This window comes from Rhodococcus sp. NJ-530, from assembly GCF_003860625.1.
GTDB classification, from domain to species: Bacteria; Actinomycetota; Actinomycetes; order Mycobacteriales; family Mycobacteriaceae; genus Rhodococcus_F; species Rhodococcus_F qingshengii.
This window is the reverse complement of the sequence record NZ_CP034152.1, coordinates 2,478,782-2,495,394: the sequence shown is the minus strand read 5'-3', so window position 1 is coordinate 2,495,394 and position 16,613 is coordinate 2,478,782. Positions and strand designations below refer to the sequence as shown.

The window sequence follows — 16,613 nt, the reverse complement described above, 5'->3', positions numbered from 1 at the left end:
GACGTGGAGCGTGAAACTGCGAATTACGCGGTTTCGGTGATCGGACGATCGACCCAGCTCATCAGGTCGCGCAGCTTCTTGCCGGTGACCTCGATGGGGTGCTCGGCGTTGGCCTTGCGCAGGCCCTCGAGCTCGGTGTTGCCGTTCTCGACGTTGGCAACCAGACGACGGGTGAACTCGCCGGACTGGATGTCGGCCAGGATCGCCTTCATGCGCTCCTTGGTGTCGGCGTCGATGACGCGCGGGCCGGAGAGGTATCCACCGAACTCAGCGGTGTCGGACACCGAGTAGTTCATGCGGGCGATGCCACCCTCGTACATGAGGTCGACGATGAGCTTGAGCTCGTGCAGAACCTCGAAGTACGCCATCTCGGGTGCGTAGCCGGCCTCGACCATGACCTCGAAACCGGTCTTGACCAGTTCCTCGGTGCCGCCGCAGAGCACGGCCTGCTCGCCGAAGAGGTCCGTCTCGGTCTCTTCCTTGAACGTGGTCTTGATGACGCCTGCGCGGGTTCCGCCGATGCCCTTGGCGTAGGACAGAGCGAGAGCCTGTCCTTCACCCTTGGGATCCTGGTCGATGGCGATGAGCGCGGGAACGCCCTTGCCGTCGACGAACTGACGACGCACCAGGTGGCCGGGGCCCTTGGGGGCGACCATGCCGACGGTGACGAACTCCGGAGCCTTGATCAGGTCGAAGTGAATGTTCAGGCCGTGACCGAAGAACAGCGCGTCGCCGTCCTTGAGGTTCGGCTCGATGTCATTGGTGAAAATGCTCGCCTGCGCGGTGTCAGGTGCGAGCACCATGATGACGTCGGCCCACTCGGAAACCTCTGCCGGCGTACCGACCGTCAGCCCCTGCTCTTCAGCCTTCTCACGCGACTTCGAGCCTTCCTTGAGGCCGATGCGCACATCGACGCCCGAGTCACGCAGGCTCAGCGAATGGGCGTGGCCCTGGCTTCCGTAGCCGATCACAGCAACCTTGCGGCCCTGAATGATCGACAGATCGGCATCGTCGTCGTAGAACATCTCGACTGCCACAGTTCTCAACCTCTCCTTGGATTTTTACGTGTCTAAAAGTACTAGCGGGTGGCCGTGATCGACTTCGGCCCTCGACCGACTGCCACGACCCCGGACTGAACGATCTCCCGGATACCGTACGGATCAAGCATCCGCAGCAGTGCATCCAGCTTGGACCGAGTACCGGTCGCCTCGATGGTGACGGACTCCGGAGAGACGTCGATCACCTTGGCGCGGAACAGGTTCACCGTTTCGATGACCTGCGTGCGCACGCTTGCATCAGCGCGCACCTTGATGAGCACGAGCTCGCGAGCGACGGATGCTTCACCGTCCTGCTCGACGATCTTGATGACGTTGATCAGCTTGTTGAGCTGCTTCGTCACCTGCTCGAGAGGGAACTCGTCGACCGTGACGACGATGGTCATACGTGAGATCTCGGGGATCTCGGTTCCGCCCACCGCAAGGGATTCGATGTTGAATCCGCGGCGGGAGAAAAGTGCGGAGACGCGAGCGAGCACGCCTGGCTTGTCCTCGACGAGAACACTGAGGGTGTGACTGGTGCTCACTTCTGATCCTCCCCTGTGCCCGCGGCGGGTCCGGCTTGCTCGCGTGACATGGCTTCGTGGATGACGGCGGGCTCGGCAACTGCCTCGTCGTCGTCGAACAGCGGCCGGATGCCCCGGGCCGCCATGATTTCGTCGTTGCTCGTTCCGGCAGCGACCATCGGCCACACCTGTGCGTCGGCGGTGACGATGAAGTCGATCACGACAGGCTTGTCGTTGATGGACTGCGCCTCACGGATCGCAGCTTCGACATCTTCTTCACGCTCGACACGAATTCCGTGGCAGCCCAATGCTTCTGCGAGCTTCACGAAGTCCGGGATGCGGATGGCGCCGTGCGTTCCGAGGTTGGTGTTGGAGTAGCGCTCTTCGTAGAAGAGTGTCTGCCACTGGCGCACCATGCCGAGGTTGCCGTTGTTGATGAGGGCAACCTTGATCGGAATACCTTCGAGTGCGCAGGTTGCGAGTTCCTGATTGGTCATCTGGAAGCAGCCGTCGCCGTCGATCGCCCACACCTCGGTGTCGGGCATACCCATCTTGGCGCCCATGGCTGCGGGAACCGCGTACCCCATGGTGCCGAGCCCGCCCGAGTTGAGCCACGTGCGCGGCTTCTCGTAGCCGACGAACTGCGCGGCCCACATCTGGTGCTGACCGACGCCGGCGCAGTAGATGGCATCCGGTCCGGCGAGCTTGCCGACGGTCTGGATCACGTACTCCGGGCTCAGCTGACCGTCGGTGGGACGGTCGTAGCTCAGCGGGTACGTACGACGGATGTCGTTCAGGTACGCCCACCACTCGGTGAGGTCGAACGTGGTGCCCGTGGCCATGTCGGCACGGATCGCCTCGATGAGTTCGGTGATGACCTCTTTGCAGTCGCCCACGATCGGGACGTCCGCGTAGCGGTTCTTGCCGATCTCGGCCGGGTCGATGTCGGCATGGATGACCTTGGCGTCGGGCGCGAAGGAATTCAGCTGACCGGTGACGCGGTCGTCGAAACGCGCACCGAGGGTGATCAGTAGATCGCTACGCTGCAGAGCGGCGACTGCGGCAACGGTGCCGTGCATTCCCGGCATACCGCAGTTGAGGTCGTGGCTGTCCGGGAACGCGCCGCGGGCCATCAGCGTGGTGACGACGGGGATACCGGTCAGCTCGGCCAATTCGAGCAGCTCCGGCGAGGAGTCGGACTTGATGACGCCGCCACCGACGTACAGAACCGGCGACTTGGCGTCGGCGATCAGACGTGCAGCTTCACGAACCTGCTTGCCGTGCGGCTTGGTCACCGGGCGGTAGCCCGGCAGACGCATCTCCGGCGGCCACGAGAACGTGGTCTGCGACTGCAGGATGTCCTTGGGGATATCGACCAGGACGGCGCCGGGGCGACCGCTGGCCGCGAGGTAGAAGGCCTCGGCCATGATGCGCGGGATGTCGATCGCGTCGGTGATCAGGAAGTTGTGCTTGGTGACCGGCATCGTGATGCCTGAGATGTCGGCTTCCTGGAAGCCGTCGGTACCGATCAGCGAGCGCGCCACCTGCCCGGTGATCGCGACGATCGGAACGGAGTCCATCTGCGCGTCGGCCAGCGGCGTGACCAGGTTGGTCGCACCGGGACCCGAGGTGGCCATGCAGACGCCGACCTTGCCGGTCGCCTGGGCGTAACCGGTGGCAGCGTGGCCTGCACCCTGCTCGTGGCGCACGAGCACGTGGCGGACCTTGACCGAATCGAAGAGTGGGTCGTAAACCGGGAGCACGGCACCGCCGGGAATGCCGAATACCGTGTCGACCTCGAGCTCTTCGAGGGCTCGAACCACAGACTGCGCGCCGGTTACCCGCTCAGGCGGGAGCTGGCGACGGTTGGCCGTCTGGGTTGCGGCAGCCGCGGTTGTCGGGCTCGGTGTCCCTGACTTGCGCGGCGTGGGTTGAGGCCGTGCTGTTGGTGCGCTCACTGGGAAATCCTCTGATTCTGGCTCCGGGCAACAAAAAACCCCCGTCAGCATCTGCTGAGCGAGGGTGGCGCGTCGTTATCTGGTGAGTTGAAAAATCGACTCAGGCGACGACGCGCCGGCCGATTACGAGCAACTCATTCTGTTTCACGCACTCGACAGTAGAGGCGCTAGTCGCGAACGGCAAACTTGGTGAGTCGACCGTCCCAGAATCTGAGATACATCGGCTGCAATGCGAAGATGTAGAGGTGTCAACTTCGCAGCAGCCCGTGCCACCGGCTCAATCATCCCACACGCCGAAACCACTTCGGCACGTCATCCGCATTTCGCAGCTCGCTTACATGGCGTGCGCGTTCCTTCTGTTCGCGGTCAGCTTCCCGATCTTCGGGTGGCCCGTCGCCTTCAGCTGGTTGCTGATCCTTCCGATCATCGCCGTCCATCTCGTCGCGCGACTGCGCACCACCGTCAGCCCTGACGGCCTCGAAGTCCGCTCGACGTTCTCCAAGCGCACCCTCGCCTGGGACGACGTCAAGGGTTTCCGCTTCCCGAAGCGGAGTTGGGCGCGCGCGGAACTCACCGACGGAACCGAGGTGACCCTGCCTGCGGTCAGCTTCGTCAGGCTTCCCGAGATCGCGATCGCCAGCGGTGGCCGCATCACCGATCCCTACGCATCCGCCGCAGAAGCCTTCGCCGCCAAGGAAGCCGAAGAGGAAGAAGCAGCTGCAGAAGCAGAAGCAGAATCCGAGCTCGTCGAGAACACACAGGACCAGCCCGAAGAGAAGCGCCCGTAGCACGCGAGTAGCGTTGAAAGGCCCTCGCTTCTATTTGAGTGGACCAGCAACGATCACATAAGGAACACGCCCATGCCCCCGTTGAGGTCACGCACCACCACCATCGGACGTAATGCTGCCGGAGCCCGATCCCTGTGGCGCGCCACAGGAATGACGGATTCCGACTTCGGAAAGCCGATCGTCGCCGTAGCGAACTCGTACACCCAGTTCGTACCCGGCCACGTGCATCTCAAGAACGTGGGCGAGATCGTTGCCGAGGCCATCAGTGCGGCCGGCGGCGTCGCTCGTGAGTTCCACACCATCGCAGTCGACGACGGCATAGCAATGGGCCACGGCGGAATGCTCTACTCGCTCCCGAGCCGCGAGATCATCGCCGACTCGGTCGAGTACATGGCAAACGCCCACACAGCCGACGCACTGGTGTGTATCTCCAACTGCGACAAGATCACTCCCGGCATGCTCAACGCTGCAATGCGTCTCAACATCCCGACCGTCTTCGTCTCCGGCGGTCCGATGGAGGCCGGTAAGGCAGTGGTCGTCGGCGGCGTGGCCCAAGCCCCCACCGACCTCATCACCGCGATCTCCGCCTCTGCCAACGATGCCGTGTCCGACGAGGGCCTCGACGAGGTCGAGCGCAGCGCGTGCCCGACATGCGGGTCCTGCTCCGGAATGTTCACCGCCAATTCCATGAACTGCCTGACGGAGGCCCTCGGCCTCGCATTGCCGGGCAACGGCTCCACGCTGGCAACTCACAAGGCTCGTCACGCACTCTTCTCTCGTGCGGGCACCACCGTGGTCGAGGCTGCCCTCAAGTACTACCGCGACGGCGACGAGTCGGTGCTGCCACGCAACATCGCGACCCCGGCAGCGTTCCGCAACGCGATGGCTCTCGACGTCGCCATGGGCGGTTCCACCAACACCGTCTTGCACACGCTGGCTGCGGCGCAGGAAGGCGAGGTCGACTTCGACCTCGACACCATCGACGCGATCAGCCGAAAGGTTCCGTGCCTGTCCAAGGTCTCTCCCAACTCGGACTACCACATGGAAGACGTCCACCGCGCCGGCGGAATCCCCGCCCTGCTCGGTGAGCTTCGCCGCGGCGGACTCCTCGAAACCGACGTGTCCACCGTGCACACCAAGAGCTTCGACCAGTGGCTCGACGACTGGGACATCCGCTCCGGCAAGGCAACCGACGAGGCAATCGAACTCTTCCACGCGGCTCCCGGCGGCGTGCGCACCATCGAACCGTTCTCCACGGACAACCGTTGGTCTGCCCTCGACACCGATGCGGCCGGCGGCTGTATCCGCGACGTCGAGAACGCCTACACCGTCGAAGGCGGCTTGGTTGTCCTGCGTGGCAACATCGCACTCGACGGCGCAATACTCAAAACGGCCGGCATCGACGAGGAACTGTTTTCCTTCCAGGGCCCGGCGCTCGTCGTCGAATCCCAAGAAGAAGCCGTCTCGGTCATCTTGCAGAAGAAGATCAAGGCCGGCGACGTTCTCGTCGTGCGCTACGAAGGCCCCAAGGGTGGCCCCGGCATGCAGGAAATGCTGCACCCCACTGCCTTCCTCAAGGGCGCAGGCCTCGGTAAGGAATGCGCGCTGATCACCGACGGTCGTTTCTCGGGCGGAACCTCCGGGCTGTCCATCGGTCACATCTCCCCCGAGGCTGCCGCAGGCGGAATCATCGGTCTCGTCCAGAACGGCGATCAGGTTCGCATCGACGTCGCCTCGCGCACGCTCGAGATCCTGGTCGACGACGACGTCCTCGCCGAGCGACGCGCGAAGATGGAGGCCTCGGAGCGCCCGTGGCAGCCGGTCGATCGTCAGCGCACCGTGACGACAGCACTGCGCGCCTACGCCGCTCTGGCGACGTCCGCCGACAAGGGCGCGGTTCGCTACGTTCCGTAAGTTCTGCCACGAATCGAAAAAATCCCCGGCCGCTTTTCGGCCGGGGATTTTTTCTGTCAGCGCTCGTGCGGCTCGAGACGCCCGTAGCCGATGTGACAGTCACACAAGGTTTTCGGGCAGCCGCACGTGCGGCAACCAACTCAGCTCCACGAGAATGCTCGCCAACGGGCCACGACAGAGGGTCGACAGAGTCGGGTTCATTTCACCTCGGAGAAGAACGCGGGACCGACTGCGTCCGAACACGCCATACTTCCTCCGGTGTTGTATGAGCTTGAACCACAACCCAATCCGATCATCCCGTCGCCGACACACTCTGCCACGACGCGTGATGGACGCTCGACCGGATCCAGGTACGCGGTGGTCCTCTCGCCTGTCGCCCCGATACGGGTGAAATGGGACGTGCCGGTACAGCGACAGTGCAACTCATCGACAGCAAGACCGACCGACAGGTACCGAATAGTCGGGCGACACGCGGAGCACCAACGGAACGATATGAGCTATCAGACATTTCAGACCGAATCGCGCGTCCGGCTCGTGAGCGAATTCACTTGGACGTAGGGTTTCAGACACCAGCTGATCAATTCAGATACATGAGGGGGGATGACTTTCAGTCAGGTGATCATTTCGGTCAGTTCGAGCGAGCCGACTTGCACACGGCGCTCACCAGTGGTTCCCTCATCAGGTCGCTGAGACGCACATCACAACGACGACAGTCAGCCACCGCCCGTCACCCACAAGGTCGACGGGAAACAACCAAGGAGCAATACATGCCCGGAGTCGGCATATGGCGCACCAAATCCGTCGAGCAATCGATCGCGGACACCGACGAGCCTGAGACAAAGCTCAAGAAGGAACTGACCGCGAAGGACCTCACGGTATTCGGAGTCGCCGTCGTCATCGGCGCAGGCATCTTCACGCTGACTGCTCGAACCGCAGGCAATGTCGCAGGACCCTCCATTTCACTGGCCTTCGTTCTCGCTGCCATCGCCTGTGGCCTCGCCGCGCTGTGTTACGCGGAGTTCGCCTCCACCGTCCCCGTCGCAGGCAGCGCATACACGTTCTCCTACGCCACGTTCGGGGAGTTCGCCGCCTGGATCATCGGCTGGGACCTCATTCTCGAGTTCGCTCTCGCCTCCGCCGTCGTCGGCAAGGGCTGGTCGCTGTACCTCGGCAACGTCATCGGGGCCAGCGGAAGCACCACCGCCCACATCGGTTCGATCAGCTTCGACTGGGGCGCTCTGCTCATCATCGGCGCGATCACGCTGATCCTCGCGATCGGCACCAAGGTTTCCTCGCGAGTCTCCGCGATCATCACCGCGATCAAGATCGCAGTAGTCCTGCTCGTCATCGTCGTGGGCGCGTTCTACATCAAGAAGGAGAACTACTCCCCCTTCATCCCGCCGTCCGAAGGAACCGAGAGTTCTGCAAGCGGAATCCATCAGACCCTGTTCTCCTGGCTGACCGGCGCAGGCGGAAGTAGCTACGGCGCTTACGGATTGCTCGCAGCAGCCAGCCTCGTGTTCTTTGCCTTCATCGGTTTCGACGTCGTCGCCACCACCGCCGAGGAAACCAAGAACCCGCAGAAGTCGTTGCCGCGAGGAATCTTCGGCTCGCTCGCCATCGTCACGGTTCTCTACGTTGCCGTCACGCTCGTACTGACCGGCATGGTCAAGTACACCGAACTCAAGGACGGCAGTCCGTTGGTCGGCGATTCCAGCGCCACCCTCGCAACCGCATTCGAGGCCAACGGCATTGGTTGGGCACAAACCGCCATCAACTTCGGTGGCCTGGCCGGCCTCACGACAGTTGTCATGGTCATGATGCTCGGCCAGACCCGCGTCCTCTTCGCCATGTCCCGTGACGGCCTCATGCCGCGCAGCCTGGCCAAGACCAACGCCAAGGGCATCCCGATGCGCATCACGTTGATCGTCGGTGGCATCGTTGCCGTCCTGGCAGCGTTCTTCCCCATGGGCACGCTCGAAGAGATGGTCAACATCGGAACGCTGTTCGCCTTCGTCCTGGTTTGTGTCGGTGTCATCGTCCTTCGCCGCACCCGCCCCGACCTGCCGCGCGGATTCCGCGTCCCGCTGGTGCCGTTCGTTCCGATCGTCGCCGTGCTCGCCTGCGGTTGGCTGATGCTCAACCTCTCGGTCGAGACCTGGATCCGGTTCCTCGTCTGGATGGCCATCGGTGTGCTCGTGTACTTCGCCTACGGTCACCGCAAGTCGGTCCTCGGTCGCAAGCTCAAGGACGGAACGGCCATCCCGTCCGCGAACGCCGACCCGGTACTCGTCAAGGACTGATCCTTCACAAACGAACCGCCGCTCTCCGATTCGGAGAGCGGCGGTTCGTTTGTTCGACGGCGCGAGTTTCAGATGAGCGGATTGGCACCGTTCAGGAAGATCCAGGTGCAGACGCCGGCAGCGATACCGAGGATCAAAACCACGAGCGATCCGATAAACGGACGAGTTGCCCAGCCACGACGACCGTCGAGCGCAATACGACCTGGTCCCGTCAAAATGATGACGCCCGCACAGATTCCGAGCAGCATCTCGTACTCGGTCCCGGCCGGGGCGAAGTACTCCAGGCCGGGTGCGCTCGCCTGACGCAGCGCCCACGCATTGATCATCACCGCCAGAACCGACGCTGCCGCAACGGGAGTCAGCAACCCGAGGATCAGGAGGGCGCCACCTGCGACTTCACCGACGGCGCCGAGTATCGCCATCCACTTCGCCTGCTGGAACCCGGCGTCCGCCAGCATCGACTCGAACCCGTTCAGCCCCGGCCCGTTCCAGATACCGGTCAACTTCTGCAGACCGTGCACCAACGCAGTTCCACCGACGGCCAATCGCAGTGCAAGCAACCCGAGGTCGAGAGTGCCTCGGCCCCGCGGAGACTCAGTTGTACCTGCCACGGCTTCGGCGGTGGGGACGGCGGCGATCGGAGCGTCGTACGCCGTCTCACGCTCGAGAGCCACGGTCGGCTGATCCGCGCCAGGTGCTCGGTATGTCGGTATCTGTTCGGTCAGGGAGTTGGCGTTCGTGGAACCGAAATCGAGATCGTCGTCGGTCCGCGGCAACGGATTCTTGGCGCTCACCGTCGGAAATTGTTCGGTGGGCGAATCATACGGACTGGACACATTGCCCGTCGGCTTGTCCGCATCCGACAACTCGCTGGGATCTTTTCGCTCGTCAGTCACGTAGGTGAGCCTATGACCGATTCACGAACTCGACGGGGAACCTTGGTCCGGCGTGGCGGCATCTGCCGTGCATTACGTAACGTCTTGGGCATGACTACGGGTAGGCATGCAGCGCTGGGCGCACTGGCGCTGGTGCTCGGGACATCGTTGCTCGCAGGTTGCGCCGACTTCGACGAATCGACTGCCTCGCCGTTCACACCCGAACCGACCAACCAGGCCAGCGCGGAAGTGCAGCCGGAGAACCCGCCGCCGTCGACCACGCCGCCGGCGCCGCGGACCGGCCCCCTCGGACCGTGTCAGGATGCCGACACCGCCGTGATCGCAACCTGTCTCGACACCACGGGTGGGCTCGTCACACTCCCGGACGGGAACTCCGGACTGGTCGCCGAACGGCGGACCGGCCGGATCATGCAGGTAGCTCCCAACACGACACCGGTCGAGGTAGCCAAGATCGACGTCGACGGCAGCGGTGACGGCGGCCTGCTCGACATCGCACTCTCCCCCACGTTTGTCGAAGACAACCTGATCTATGCCTACGTCACCACCGGAACGGACAACCGGGTGGTCCGCATCGCTCCGGGTGACACCGCCAAGGAAGTACTCGGTGGAATCCCGCGCGGCGCGAGCGGCAACGGCGGGTCACTGGAGTTCGCGGCCCCGGACCAGCTCATGGTTCTGACAGGCGATACCGGAAACCCTGCGGTTGCTCAGGATCCCGCCTCGTTGGCGGGGAAACTTTTGCGGGTCCGATCGCTGACACCCAACGCTGCGCCGCCTCGCCCGGAAGTTGTTCTGTCCGGAATCGGAAACGGCGGCGGCGTGTGCGTCGATCCGGGAATCGCGACGTGGGTCACGGACCGAACCACTCTCGAGGATCGCCTCCAACGCGTCGGCGCCGACGGCACGGTGACATCCCCCGCGTGGACGTGGCCCGACCGACCCGGAGTCGGCGGGTGCATCGCGGCGCAGGGAGTGGTAGCTGTCGCGCTGGGGGCCGGCAAAGCGATCTCGGCGCTGGCCGCAGATCCAGGAACAGGAGCAGTTACGACCGCGCCGTCGGCAGTGGCGAAAGACACGTACGGCCAGCTGGGCGGTTTGGCACTCGGATCCGACGGTTTGATGTGGGCGAGCACGATAAACAAAACCGCGGGCGAGCCGGGTCCGAACGACGACAAGGTGGTCAAGATCCCGATGCCGAGTGGCAGCGGCGGGATCGACTGAGCCGCCATGTCTGTTCGGTCACGGATCCCGTGACCGAACATGCACAGATGCGTACTCTTTTGTTAGCGGGGCTAAACACCACGCAATTGCCAGGACCGGTTGGCCAACCACGACAAAGGAGTCGGTATGAAGGCAATCCAGTACACGAGAATCGGCGCAGAACCCGAACTCACGGAGATTCCCAAACCCGAGCCCGGTCCAGGTGAAGTGCTCCTGGAAGTCACCGCTGCCGGCGTCTGCCACTCGGACGACTTCATCATGAGCCTGCCCGAAGAGCAGTACACTTACGGCCTTCCTCTCACGCTCGGCCACGAAGGCGCCGGCCGGGTCGCCGCCGTCGGCGAGGGCGTCGAAGGACTCGACATCGGAACCAATGTCGTCGTCTACGGACCCTGGGGCTGTGGCAGCTGTTGGCACTGCTCGCAAGGACTCGAAAACTACTGTTCTCGGGCAAAAGAACTCGGCATCAATCCTCCTGGTCTCGGTGCACCCGGCGCGTTGGCCGAATTCATGATCGTCGATTCACCTCGCCACCTCGTCCCGATCGGCGACCTCGATCCGGTCAAGACGGTGCCGCTGACCGACGCCGGTCTGACTCCGTATCACGCGATCAAGCGTTCACTGCCGAAACTTCGCGGTGGCTCGTACGCCGTCGTCATCGGTACCGGCGGTCTCGGCCATGTCGCCATCCAACTCCTCCGCCACCTCTCGGCAGCAACCGTCATCGCACTCGACGTGAGCGCGGACAAGCTCGAACTGGCAACCAAGGTAGGCGCTCACGAAGTGGTTCTGTCCGACAAGGACGCGGCCGAGAACGTCCGCAGGATCACCGGAAGTCAGGGCGCCGCACTGGTTCTCGACTTCGTCGGCTATCAGCCCACCATCGACACCGCGATGGCTGTCGCCGGCGTCGGATCGGACGTCACGATCGTCGGGATCGGCGACGGGCAGGCCCATGCCAAAGTCGGGTTCTTCCAAAGTCCTTACGAGGCTTCGGTGACAGTTCCGTACTGGGGTGCCCGCAACGAGCTGATCGAATTGATCGACCTGGCGCACGCCGGCATCTTCGACATCGCGGTGGAGACCTTCAGTCTCGACAACGGCGCCGAAGCGTATCGACGACTAGCCGCCGGAACGCTCAGCGGCCGCGCGGTTGTGGTCCCTGGTCTGTAGACCGACAGCGGCAAAACGACAGCGAAAAACACTGATGCCCGGCCGAATTCGATTCGGCCGGGCATCAGTGTCAGAAATTCAGTGTGCGCTAGCTGCACGCCTCGATGACAAGTTCCTTCACACGAGCCGCGTCTGCCTGTCCACGAGTGGCCTTCATGACGTCGCCGACGATCTTTCCGGCGGCCTGCACCTTGCCACTGCGAATCTTGTCCGCGATGTCGGGGTTCGCTGCGAGCGCTTCGTCGACGGCTGCCTTGAGCTTGGTTTCGTCACGTTCGACGACCAACTCCGGGTGGGCCGCGACAACCTGCTCCGGGTCACCCTCGCCGTCGAGGACGTGATCGACGACCTGGCGAGCCACTTTGTTGTTGAGCTTGCCGCTGTCGATGAGAGCTACGACCTGGGCAACCTGCGCCGGGGTGATCGGCAGAGCGCCGAGTTCGACGCCACGGGTGTTCGCCTGCTGTGACAGGTAGGACAGCCACCAGGAGCGCGCTGCCTCGGGCGAAGCACCGGCCTCGGTGGTCGCGATCACCAGATCGATGGCACCGGCGTTGACGAGGTCGCGCATGACTTCGTCGGAGATTCCCCAGTCCTTCTGGATCCGCGCACGGCGAATCCAGGGAAGCTCCGGCAAGGTACCGCGCAGTTCTTCGACCCACTCGGCGCTCGGAGCGACGGGCTCGAGATCCGGTTCCGGGAAGTAGCGGTAGTCCTCGGCCGTCTCCTTCCGGCGTCCCGCGGCGGTGGTGCCGTCGCCTTCCTGGAAATGGCGGGTCTCCTGGATGACCTCACCGCCGGCGTCGAGAACTGCTGCCTGACGGCGCATTTCGTAGCGAACTGCGACCTCGACGCTCTTGAGGGAGTTGACGTTCTTGGTCTCGGTGCGGGTCCCCAGTTCGGTGGAACCGATCGGCATGAGGGAGATGTTGGCGTCGCAGCGCATCGATCCCTGGTCCATGCGGACGTCGGAGACGTCGAGGGACTTCAGCAGATCACGAAGCGCCGTGACGTACGCGCGAGCAACCTCGGGGGCGCGCTCACCGGCACCGTGGATGGTCTTGGTGACGATCTCCACCAAGGGAACGCCCGCACGGTTGTAGTCGAGCAGCGAATGGCTGGCACCGTGAATACGACCGGTAGCGCCACCCACGTGGAGGGACTTACCGGTGTCCTCCTCCATGTGGGCGCGCTCGATCTCGACGCGCCACGTCGTGCCGTCGTCGAGGATCACGTCGAGGTATCCCTCGGTTGCGATCGGCTCGTCGTACTGGGAGATCTGGTAGTTCTTCGGCTGATCCGGGTAGAAGTAGTTCTTGCGTGCGAATCGGCCCCACGGCGTGATGGAGCAGTTGAGCGCAAGGCCGATCCGGATCGCGGACTCGACAGCGGCTGCGTTCACCACCGGCAACGAACCGGGCATGCCCAGACAGACCGGGCACACCTGGGTATTGGGTTCGGCACCGAACTCGGTGGGGCACGGGCAGAACATCTTGGTCGCGGTGCCGAGTTCTACGTGCACCTCCATACCCATCACAGGCTCGTACTTGGTCAGTACTTCGTCGTAATCGAGGATGTCGGGCGCATCGACAGCAGTCATGGTGATCAGTTTATGCGTCTGCGGCTCAGCCGAAGAATGCGGCTGCCTCCTCGTAGCGCTCCTTGGGCACCGTCTTGAGTTTGCGGGTCGCCTCGGCGAGCGGAACGAGGTCGATGGACGTTCCGTGCAACGCGACCATCTGACCGAAATCTCCGCGGTGAGCTGCATCGGTGGCATGAACGCCGAAGCGAGTGGCGAGGATGCGGTCGTGCGGCGTCGGGGTGCCACCGCGCTGAATGTGCCCGAGGACGGTGGTGCGAACTTCCTTGCCGATCCGGCGCTCGATCTCGTTTCCGAGCTGCTGCGCGACACCGGTGAAGATCTTGTGGCCGAACTCGTCTATGCCACCTTCGCGCAGGGTCATCGACGCGGGATCGGGCATCGCACCTTCAGCCACGACGCAGATGAAGTGGGAGTCGCCACGCTGGAAGCGCTTCTTGACCATCGCGCACACCTCGTCGACGTCGAACGGCTGTTCCGGAACCAGAGTCAGGTGTGCCCCCGACGCCAGTCCGGCCTGCAGCGCGATCCAGCCCGCATGCCGGCCCATGACCTCGACGAGCATGACGCGCTGGTGCGATTCGGCCGTGGTGTGGAGCCTGTCAATGGCGTCGGTGGCGACAGCCAAGGCGGTGTCGAAACCGAAAGTCACGTCAGTGCAATCGATGTCGTTGTCGATCGTCTTGGGCACACCGATCACGGGTACGCCGCTCTCGGAAAGCCAACTGGCCGCGGTGAGAGTGCCTTCGCCGCCGATCGGGATCAGGACGTCGATCCCGTTGTCGTCGAGAGTCTGCTTGATCTGATCGAGGCCCGCACGGAGTTTGTCGGGGTTCACGCGAGCGGTGCCGAGGATCGTGCCACCGCGGGTGAGGATGCGGTTGATGCGGTCATCGGAGTCGAGCGGGACCTTGCGGTCCTCGAGCAATCCTCGCCAGCCGTCCCGGAATCCGACCACGGTACTGCCGTAACGACCGGCCGACGTACGTACGACGGCGCGGATGACCGCGTTCAAGCCCGGGCAGTCGCCGCCGCCCGTGAGGATTCCGATTCGCATAGTGCAGCACCTCTCGTGACCGGATTGTGGATCTTGGTGTCCATCTTCCCCAGTCACGGTATTGCCGCAGGATAGCGGCGTTGCCGAGCCGCAACGCCGCGCCGCACGGGACCCCTAACCCGGCGTGACGAGCCCGCTTTCGTACGCCAACACGACTGCCTGGGCGCGATCGCGCAGATCGAGCTTCGACAGCACCTTCCCGACATGGGTCTTGACGGTCTGCTCGGCGACGAACAGCCGCTCGGCGATCTCGACGTTGGACAATCCGCGGGCGATCAGTTCGAGGACCTCGCGCTCACGCGGGGTCAGGGCGTCCAGCGCTGCGGGCCGTGCGCGCGGGGCCGCCCGCCGGCTGGTCACATCGGCAATCAGACGCCGAGTCACCGTCGGCGCCAGCAAGGCCTGCCCTTCGGCAACGACGCGTACCGCCCGAATCAGTTCCTCAGCCGGTGCGTCCTTGAGCATGAACCCGCTCGCTCCGACGCTCAGGGCCTCGTAGACGTAGTCGTCGATGTCGAAAGTGGTGAGCATGAGGACTCGCACCGGCGGTTCCCATCCGGCGGACAGAATCTGGCGGGCAGCGTCGAGTCCGTTCATCTCGGGCATGCGAACATCCATCAAGACCACATCCGGACGCAATCGCGCGACCTCGGCGACGGCGATCTTGCCGTCCGGCGCATCGCCGATCACGCTGATGTCGGGCTGGGCGGAGAGTAGGGCTCCGAACCCTTGTCGAACCATCGCCTGGTCGTCTGCGATGAATACTGTGATGGGCACTCGGACAGCCTAGGCGGGCATCGACGGCAACTCGGCCCGGACCTCGAACCCTCCGTCCTGTCGCCGGTTTGCCAGCAGCATGCCGCCCACCGCCGAAGCCCGCTCTCGCATTCCGCGGATTCCGTTGCCACCAGTGGTTTCCGACGCCGAGTGCTGATTGCCACCCAATGGCGAAGGTCCGTTGTTCACGAGCGCGCTCACCGATTGCGGACCGAATGCCACGGCGACCTCGATGGGTCCGCCTGGCGAATGCCTGGCCGCGTTGGTGATCGACTCCTGAATGATCCGGTAGAGCGCAAGGCCCGTGGATTCCGAGACCGACGCTCGATCACCGTCGACTCGCCACGACACCGGCAAACCGGCACGAGTACTGCCGAGCAACAGTTCGTCCAACTGGTCGACGCCCGGTTGCGGAGCTGTCACCATGGGGTCCCCGTCGCTGCGCAGGACTCCGAGGAGGCCGCGGATCTCGTTGAGCGCTGCTCGCCCTGTCTCACTTATCGATTCGAATTCGGTTCGGATCTCCGGAGTGACTGCATCGAGTCTGTACGGCGCACTCTGAGCTTGCACGACCACCATCGACATGTGGTGGGCCACGATGTCGTGCAAGTCGCGGGCGATCCGCGCCTTCTCCTCGAGGATCGTGCGTCGAGTGCGTTCGAGTTCACTGACTTCCTCCTGCTTGGCCAACTGGCGGCGCGAGAGGACCAACCAGCGGATCAACAGGCAGAAGACGACCAGGGCACTCAGCCCGACAGCCCAACCGGCGCCGTCGCTTCCCGGGGCGTTGCCGAGGAAGAGCAGCACCGTGGCGATCCAGGCGACACCGACAACCTGAATGGGCGCCCGCAGACTCACTGCGGCCAGCAACGACATCAGCACGATGATGTGGACGACCTGCCACGGGTAGTCGTAACCGGGAGTGTTGTCGAACACCAACGGGATGATCAACGCCGAGACCGCCGACACCGCCCACCCCAACGGAGCGTTGATCCGGATCAGGACGAACGGAAATGCAGCCAACGCGGCGACGAAGGGCATGATCGGCGGCGAAACATGATGCGTCAGTTGCAGTGTCGGCCAGGCAATCGAATAGAGGATCAGAGTGATCGCTACGATGACGATGTTCCAGAACTGACCGCGGGCCACGAAACTGGTTGCCCGGCGCACTTTCTCCGAATGAACGACCGCCCCGTCGAGGCCGGACAGCATCGACCCGGCGGTGGCGTATGTCGGCGTGGGCACATCCGGTGCACCCTTGTTCTTCCTACGGACCTTGATCACTCGTCAAGCCTATGAAGGCGAACCCCGAAAGTCCTCATACTGCAGAGTGAGATCCCCCTACCTCCGAGGTATCACAGGGGA

At 63.7% G+C, this 16,613-nt stretch carries 13 protein-coding genes; 5 read left to right on the top strand and 8 right to left on the bottom strand.

Features of this window, described 5'->3' with window-relative positions; translation table 11 throughout:
* Positions 1-23: 23 nt before the first annotated feature.
* The 3 genes from ilvC to EHW12_RS11625 are packed head-to-tail and all read right to left on the bottom strand — an operon-like array spanning position 24 to position 3,519.
* A complete protein-coding gene (gene ilvC / locus EHW12_RS11635) occupies positions 24-1,025 on the bottom strand; it encodes a ketol-acid reductoisomerase (RefSeq protein ID WP_030535412.1) in 1,002 nt (333 codons plus the stop codon).
* Positions 1,026-1,078: 53 nt separating this feature from the next.
* On the bottom strand, positions 1,079-1,582 hold the full coding sequence (gene ilvN / locus EHW12_RS11630; RefSeq protein WP_003944718.1) for an acetolactate synthase small subunit: 504 nt from the start codon (positions 1,580-1,582) through the stop codon (positions 1,079-1,081).
* Entirely contained in the window at positions 1,579-3,519 is a 1,941-nt protein-coding gene (locus EHW12_RS11625) for an acetolactate synthase large subunit (RefSeq protein WP_030535411.1), read from the bottom strand. The genes ilvN and EHW12_RS11625 overlap by 4 nt, the downstream gene beginning before the upstream one ends.
* A gap of 266 nt (positions 3,520-3,785) precedes the next feature.
* On the opposite strand from EHW12_RS11625, the gene EHW12_RS11620 reads away from it, so the two are divergent.
* From EHW12_RS11620 to EHW12_RS11610, 3 genes are all read left to right on the top strand, one after another.
* Positions 3,786-4,307 (top strand): PH domain-containing protein, encoded by a 522-nt coding sequence (locus EHW12_RS11620; protein WP_125052576.1) that lies wholly within the window; start codon positions 3,786-3,788, stop codon positions 4,305-4,307.
* A gap of 72 nt (positions 4,308-4,379) precedes the next feature.
* Positions 4,380-6,221, top strand: a complete 1,842-nt coding sequence (gene ilvD, locus EHW12_RS11615) for a dihydroxy-acid dehydratase (RefSeq protein WP_007729361.1) — start codon at positions 4,380-4,382, stop codon at positions 6,219-6,221.
* Between the two features lie 767 nt (positions 6,222-6,988).
* Entirely contained in the window at positions 6,989-8,524 is a 1,536-nt protein-coding gene (locus EHW12_RS11610) for an amino acid permease (protein ID WP_003944693.1), read from the top strand.
* 68 nt (positions 8,525-8,592) lie between these two features.
* On the opposite strand, the gene EHW12_RS11605 is transcribed toward EHW12_RS11610, so the two are convergent.
* A complete protein-coding gene (locus EHW12_RS11605; protein ID WP_003944742.1) occupies positions 8,593-9,420 on the bottom strand; it encodes a DoxX family protein in 828 nt (275 codons plus the stop codon).
* Between the two features lie 90 nt (positions 9,421-9,510).
* Here EHW12_RS11605 and EHW12_RS11600 point away from each other — a divergent pair, with 90 nt between their 5' ends.
* Together EHW12_RS11600 and EHW12_RS11595 are read left to right on the top strand one after the other, a co-directional pair.
* On the top strand, positions 9,511-10,641 hold the full coding sequence (locus EHW12_RS11600; RefSeq protein ID WP_003944688.1) for a PQQ-dependent sugar dehydrogenase: 1,131 nt from the start codon (positions 9,511-9,513) through the stop codon (positions 10,639-10,641).
* A 126-nt stretch (positions 10,642-10,767) separates the two neighbouring features.
* Positions 10,768-11,814, top strand: a complete 1,047-nt coding sequence (locus EHW12_RS11595) for an NAD(P)-dependent alcohol dehydrogenase (RefSeq protein WP_042447438.1) — start codon at positions 10,768-10,770, stop codon at positions 11,812-11,814.
* A gap of 88 nt (positions 11,815-11,902) precedes the next feature.
* Here the strand turns inward: EHW12_RS11595 and gatB are convergent, their stop codons facing one another.
* The 4 genes from gatB to EHW12_RS11575 form a co-directional block, all read right to left on the bottom strand.
* The gene (gene gatB, locus EHW12_RS11590; protein WP_007729370.1) at positions 11,903-13,414 is read right to left on the bottom strand and encodes an Asp-tRNA(Asn)/Glu-tRNA(Gln) amidotransferase subunit GatB; all 1,512 of its coding nucleotides are present in this window, start codon (positions 13,412-13,414) and stop codon (positions 11,903-11,905) included.
* A 25-nt stretch (positions 13,415-13,439) separates the two neighbouring features.
* On the bottom strand, positions 13,440-14,471 hold the full coding sequence (locus EHW12_RS11585) for an ATP-dependent 6-phosphofructokinase (RefSeq protein WP_019747919.1): 1,032 nt from the start codon (positions 14,469-14,471) through the stop codon (positions 13,440-13,442).
* Positions 14,472-14,585: 114 nt separating this feature from the next.
* The gene (locus EHW12_RS11580) at positions 14,586-15,248 is read right to left on the bottom strand and encodes a response regulator transcription factor (RefSeq protein ID WP_007729374.1); all 663 of its coding nucleotides are present in this window, start codon (positions 15,246-15,248) and stop codon (positions 14,586-14,588) included.
* A gap of 9 nt (positions 15,249-15,257) precedes the next feature.
* On the bottom strand, positions 15,258-16,532 hold the full coding sequence (locus EHW12_RS11575) for a histidine kinase (protein WP_125050666.1): 1,275 nt from the start codon (positions 16,530-16,532) through the stop codon (positions 15,258-15,260).
* Between the last annotated feature and the right edge of the window lie 81 nt (positions 16,533-16,613).

What these genes read in the sequence shown, in the direction of transcription:
- ilvC (WP_030535412.1), bottom strand. Translation starts at nt 1,025, where the DNA reads ATGTTCTACGACGACGATGCCGATCTGTCGATCATTCAGGGCCGCAAG.
- EHW12_RS11610 (WP_003944693.1), top strand. Translation starts at nt 6,989, where the DNA reads ATGCCCGGAGTCGGCATATGGCGCACCAAATCCGTCGAGCAATCGATC.
- gatB (WP_007729370.1), bottom strand. Translation starts at nt 13,414, where the DNA reads ATGACTGCTGTCGATGCGCCCGACATCCTCGATTACGACGAAGTACTG.
- ilvD (WP_007729361.1), top strand. Translation starts at nt 4,380, where the DNA reads ATGCCCCCGTTGAGGTCACGCACCACCACCATCGGACGTAATGCTGCC.
- EHW12_RS11600 (WP_003944688.1), top strand. Translation starts at nt 9,511, where the DNA reads ATGACTACGGGTAGGCATGCAGCGCTGGGCGCACTGGCGCTGGTGCTC.
- EHW12_RS11595 (WP_042447438.1), top strand. Translation starts at nt 10,768, where the DNA reads ATGAAGGCAATCCAGTACACGAGAATCGGCGCAGAACCCGAACTCACG.
- EHW12_RS11585 (WP_019747919.1), bottom strand. Translation starts at nt 14,471, where the DNA reads ATGCGAATCGGAATCCTCACGGGCGGCGGCGACTGCCCGGGCTTGAAC.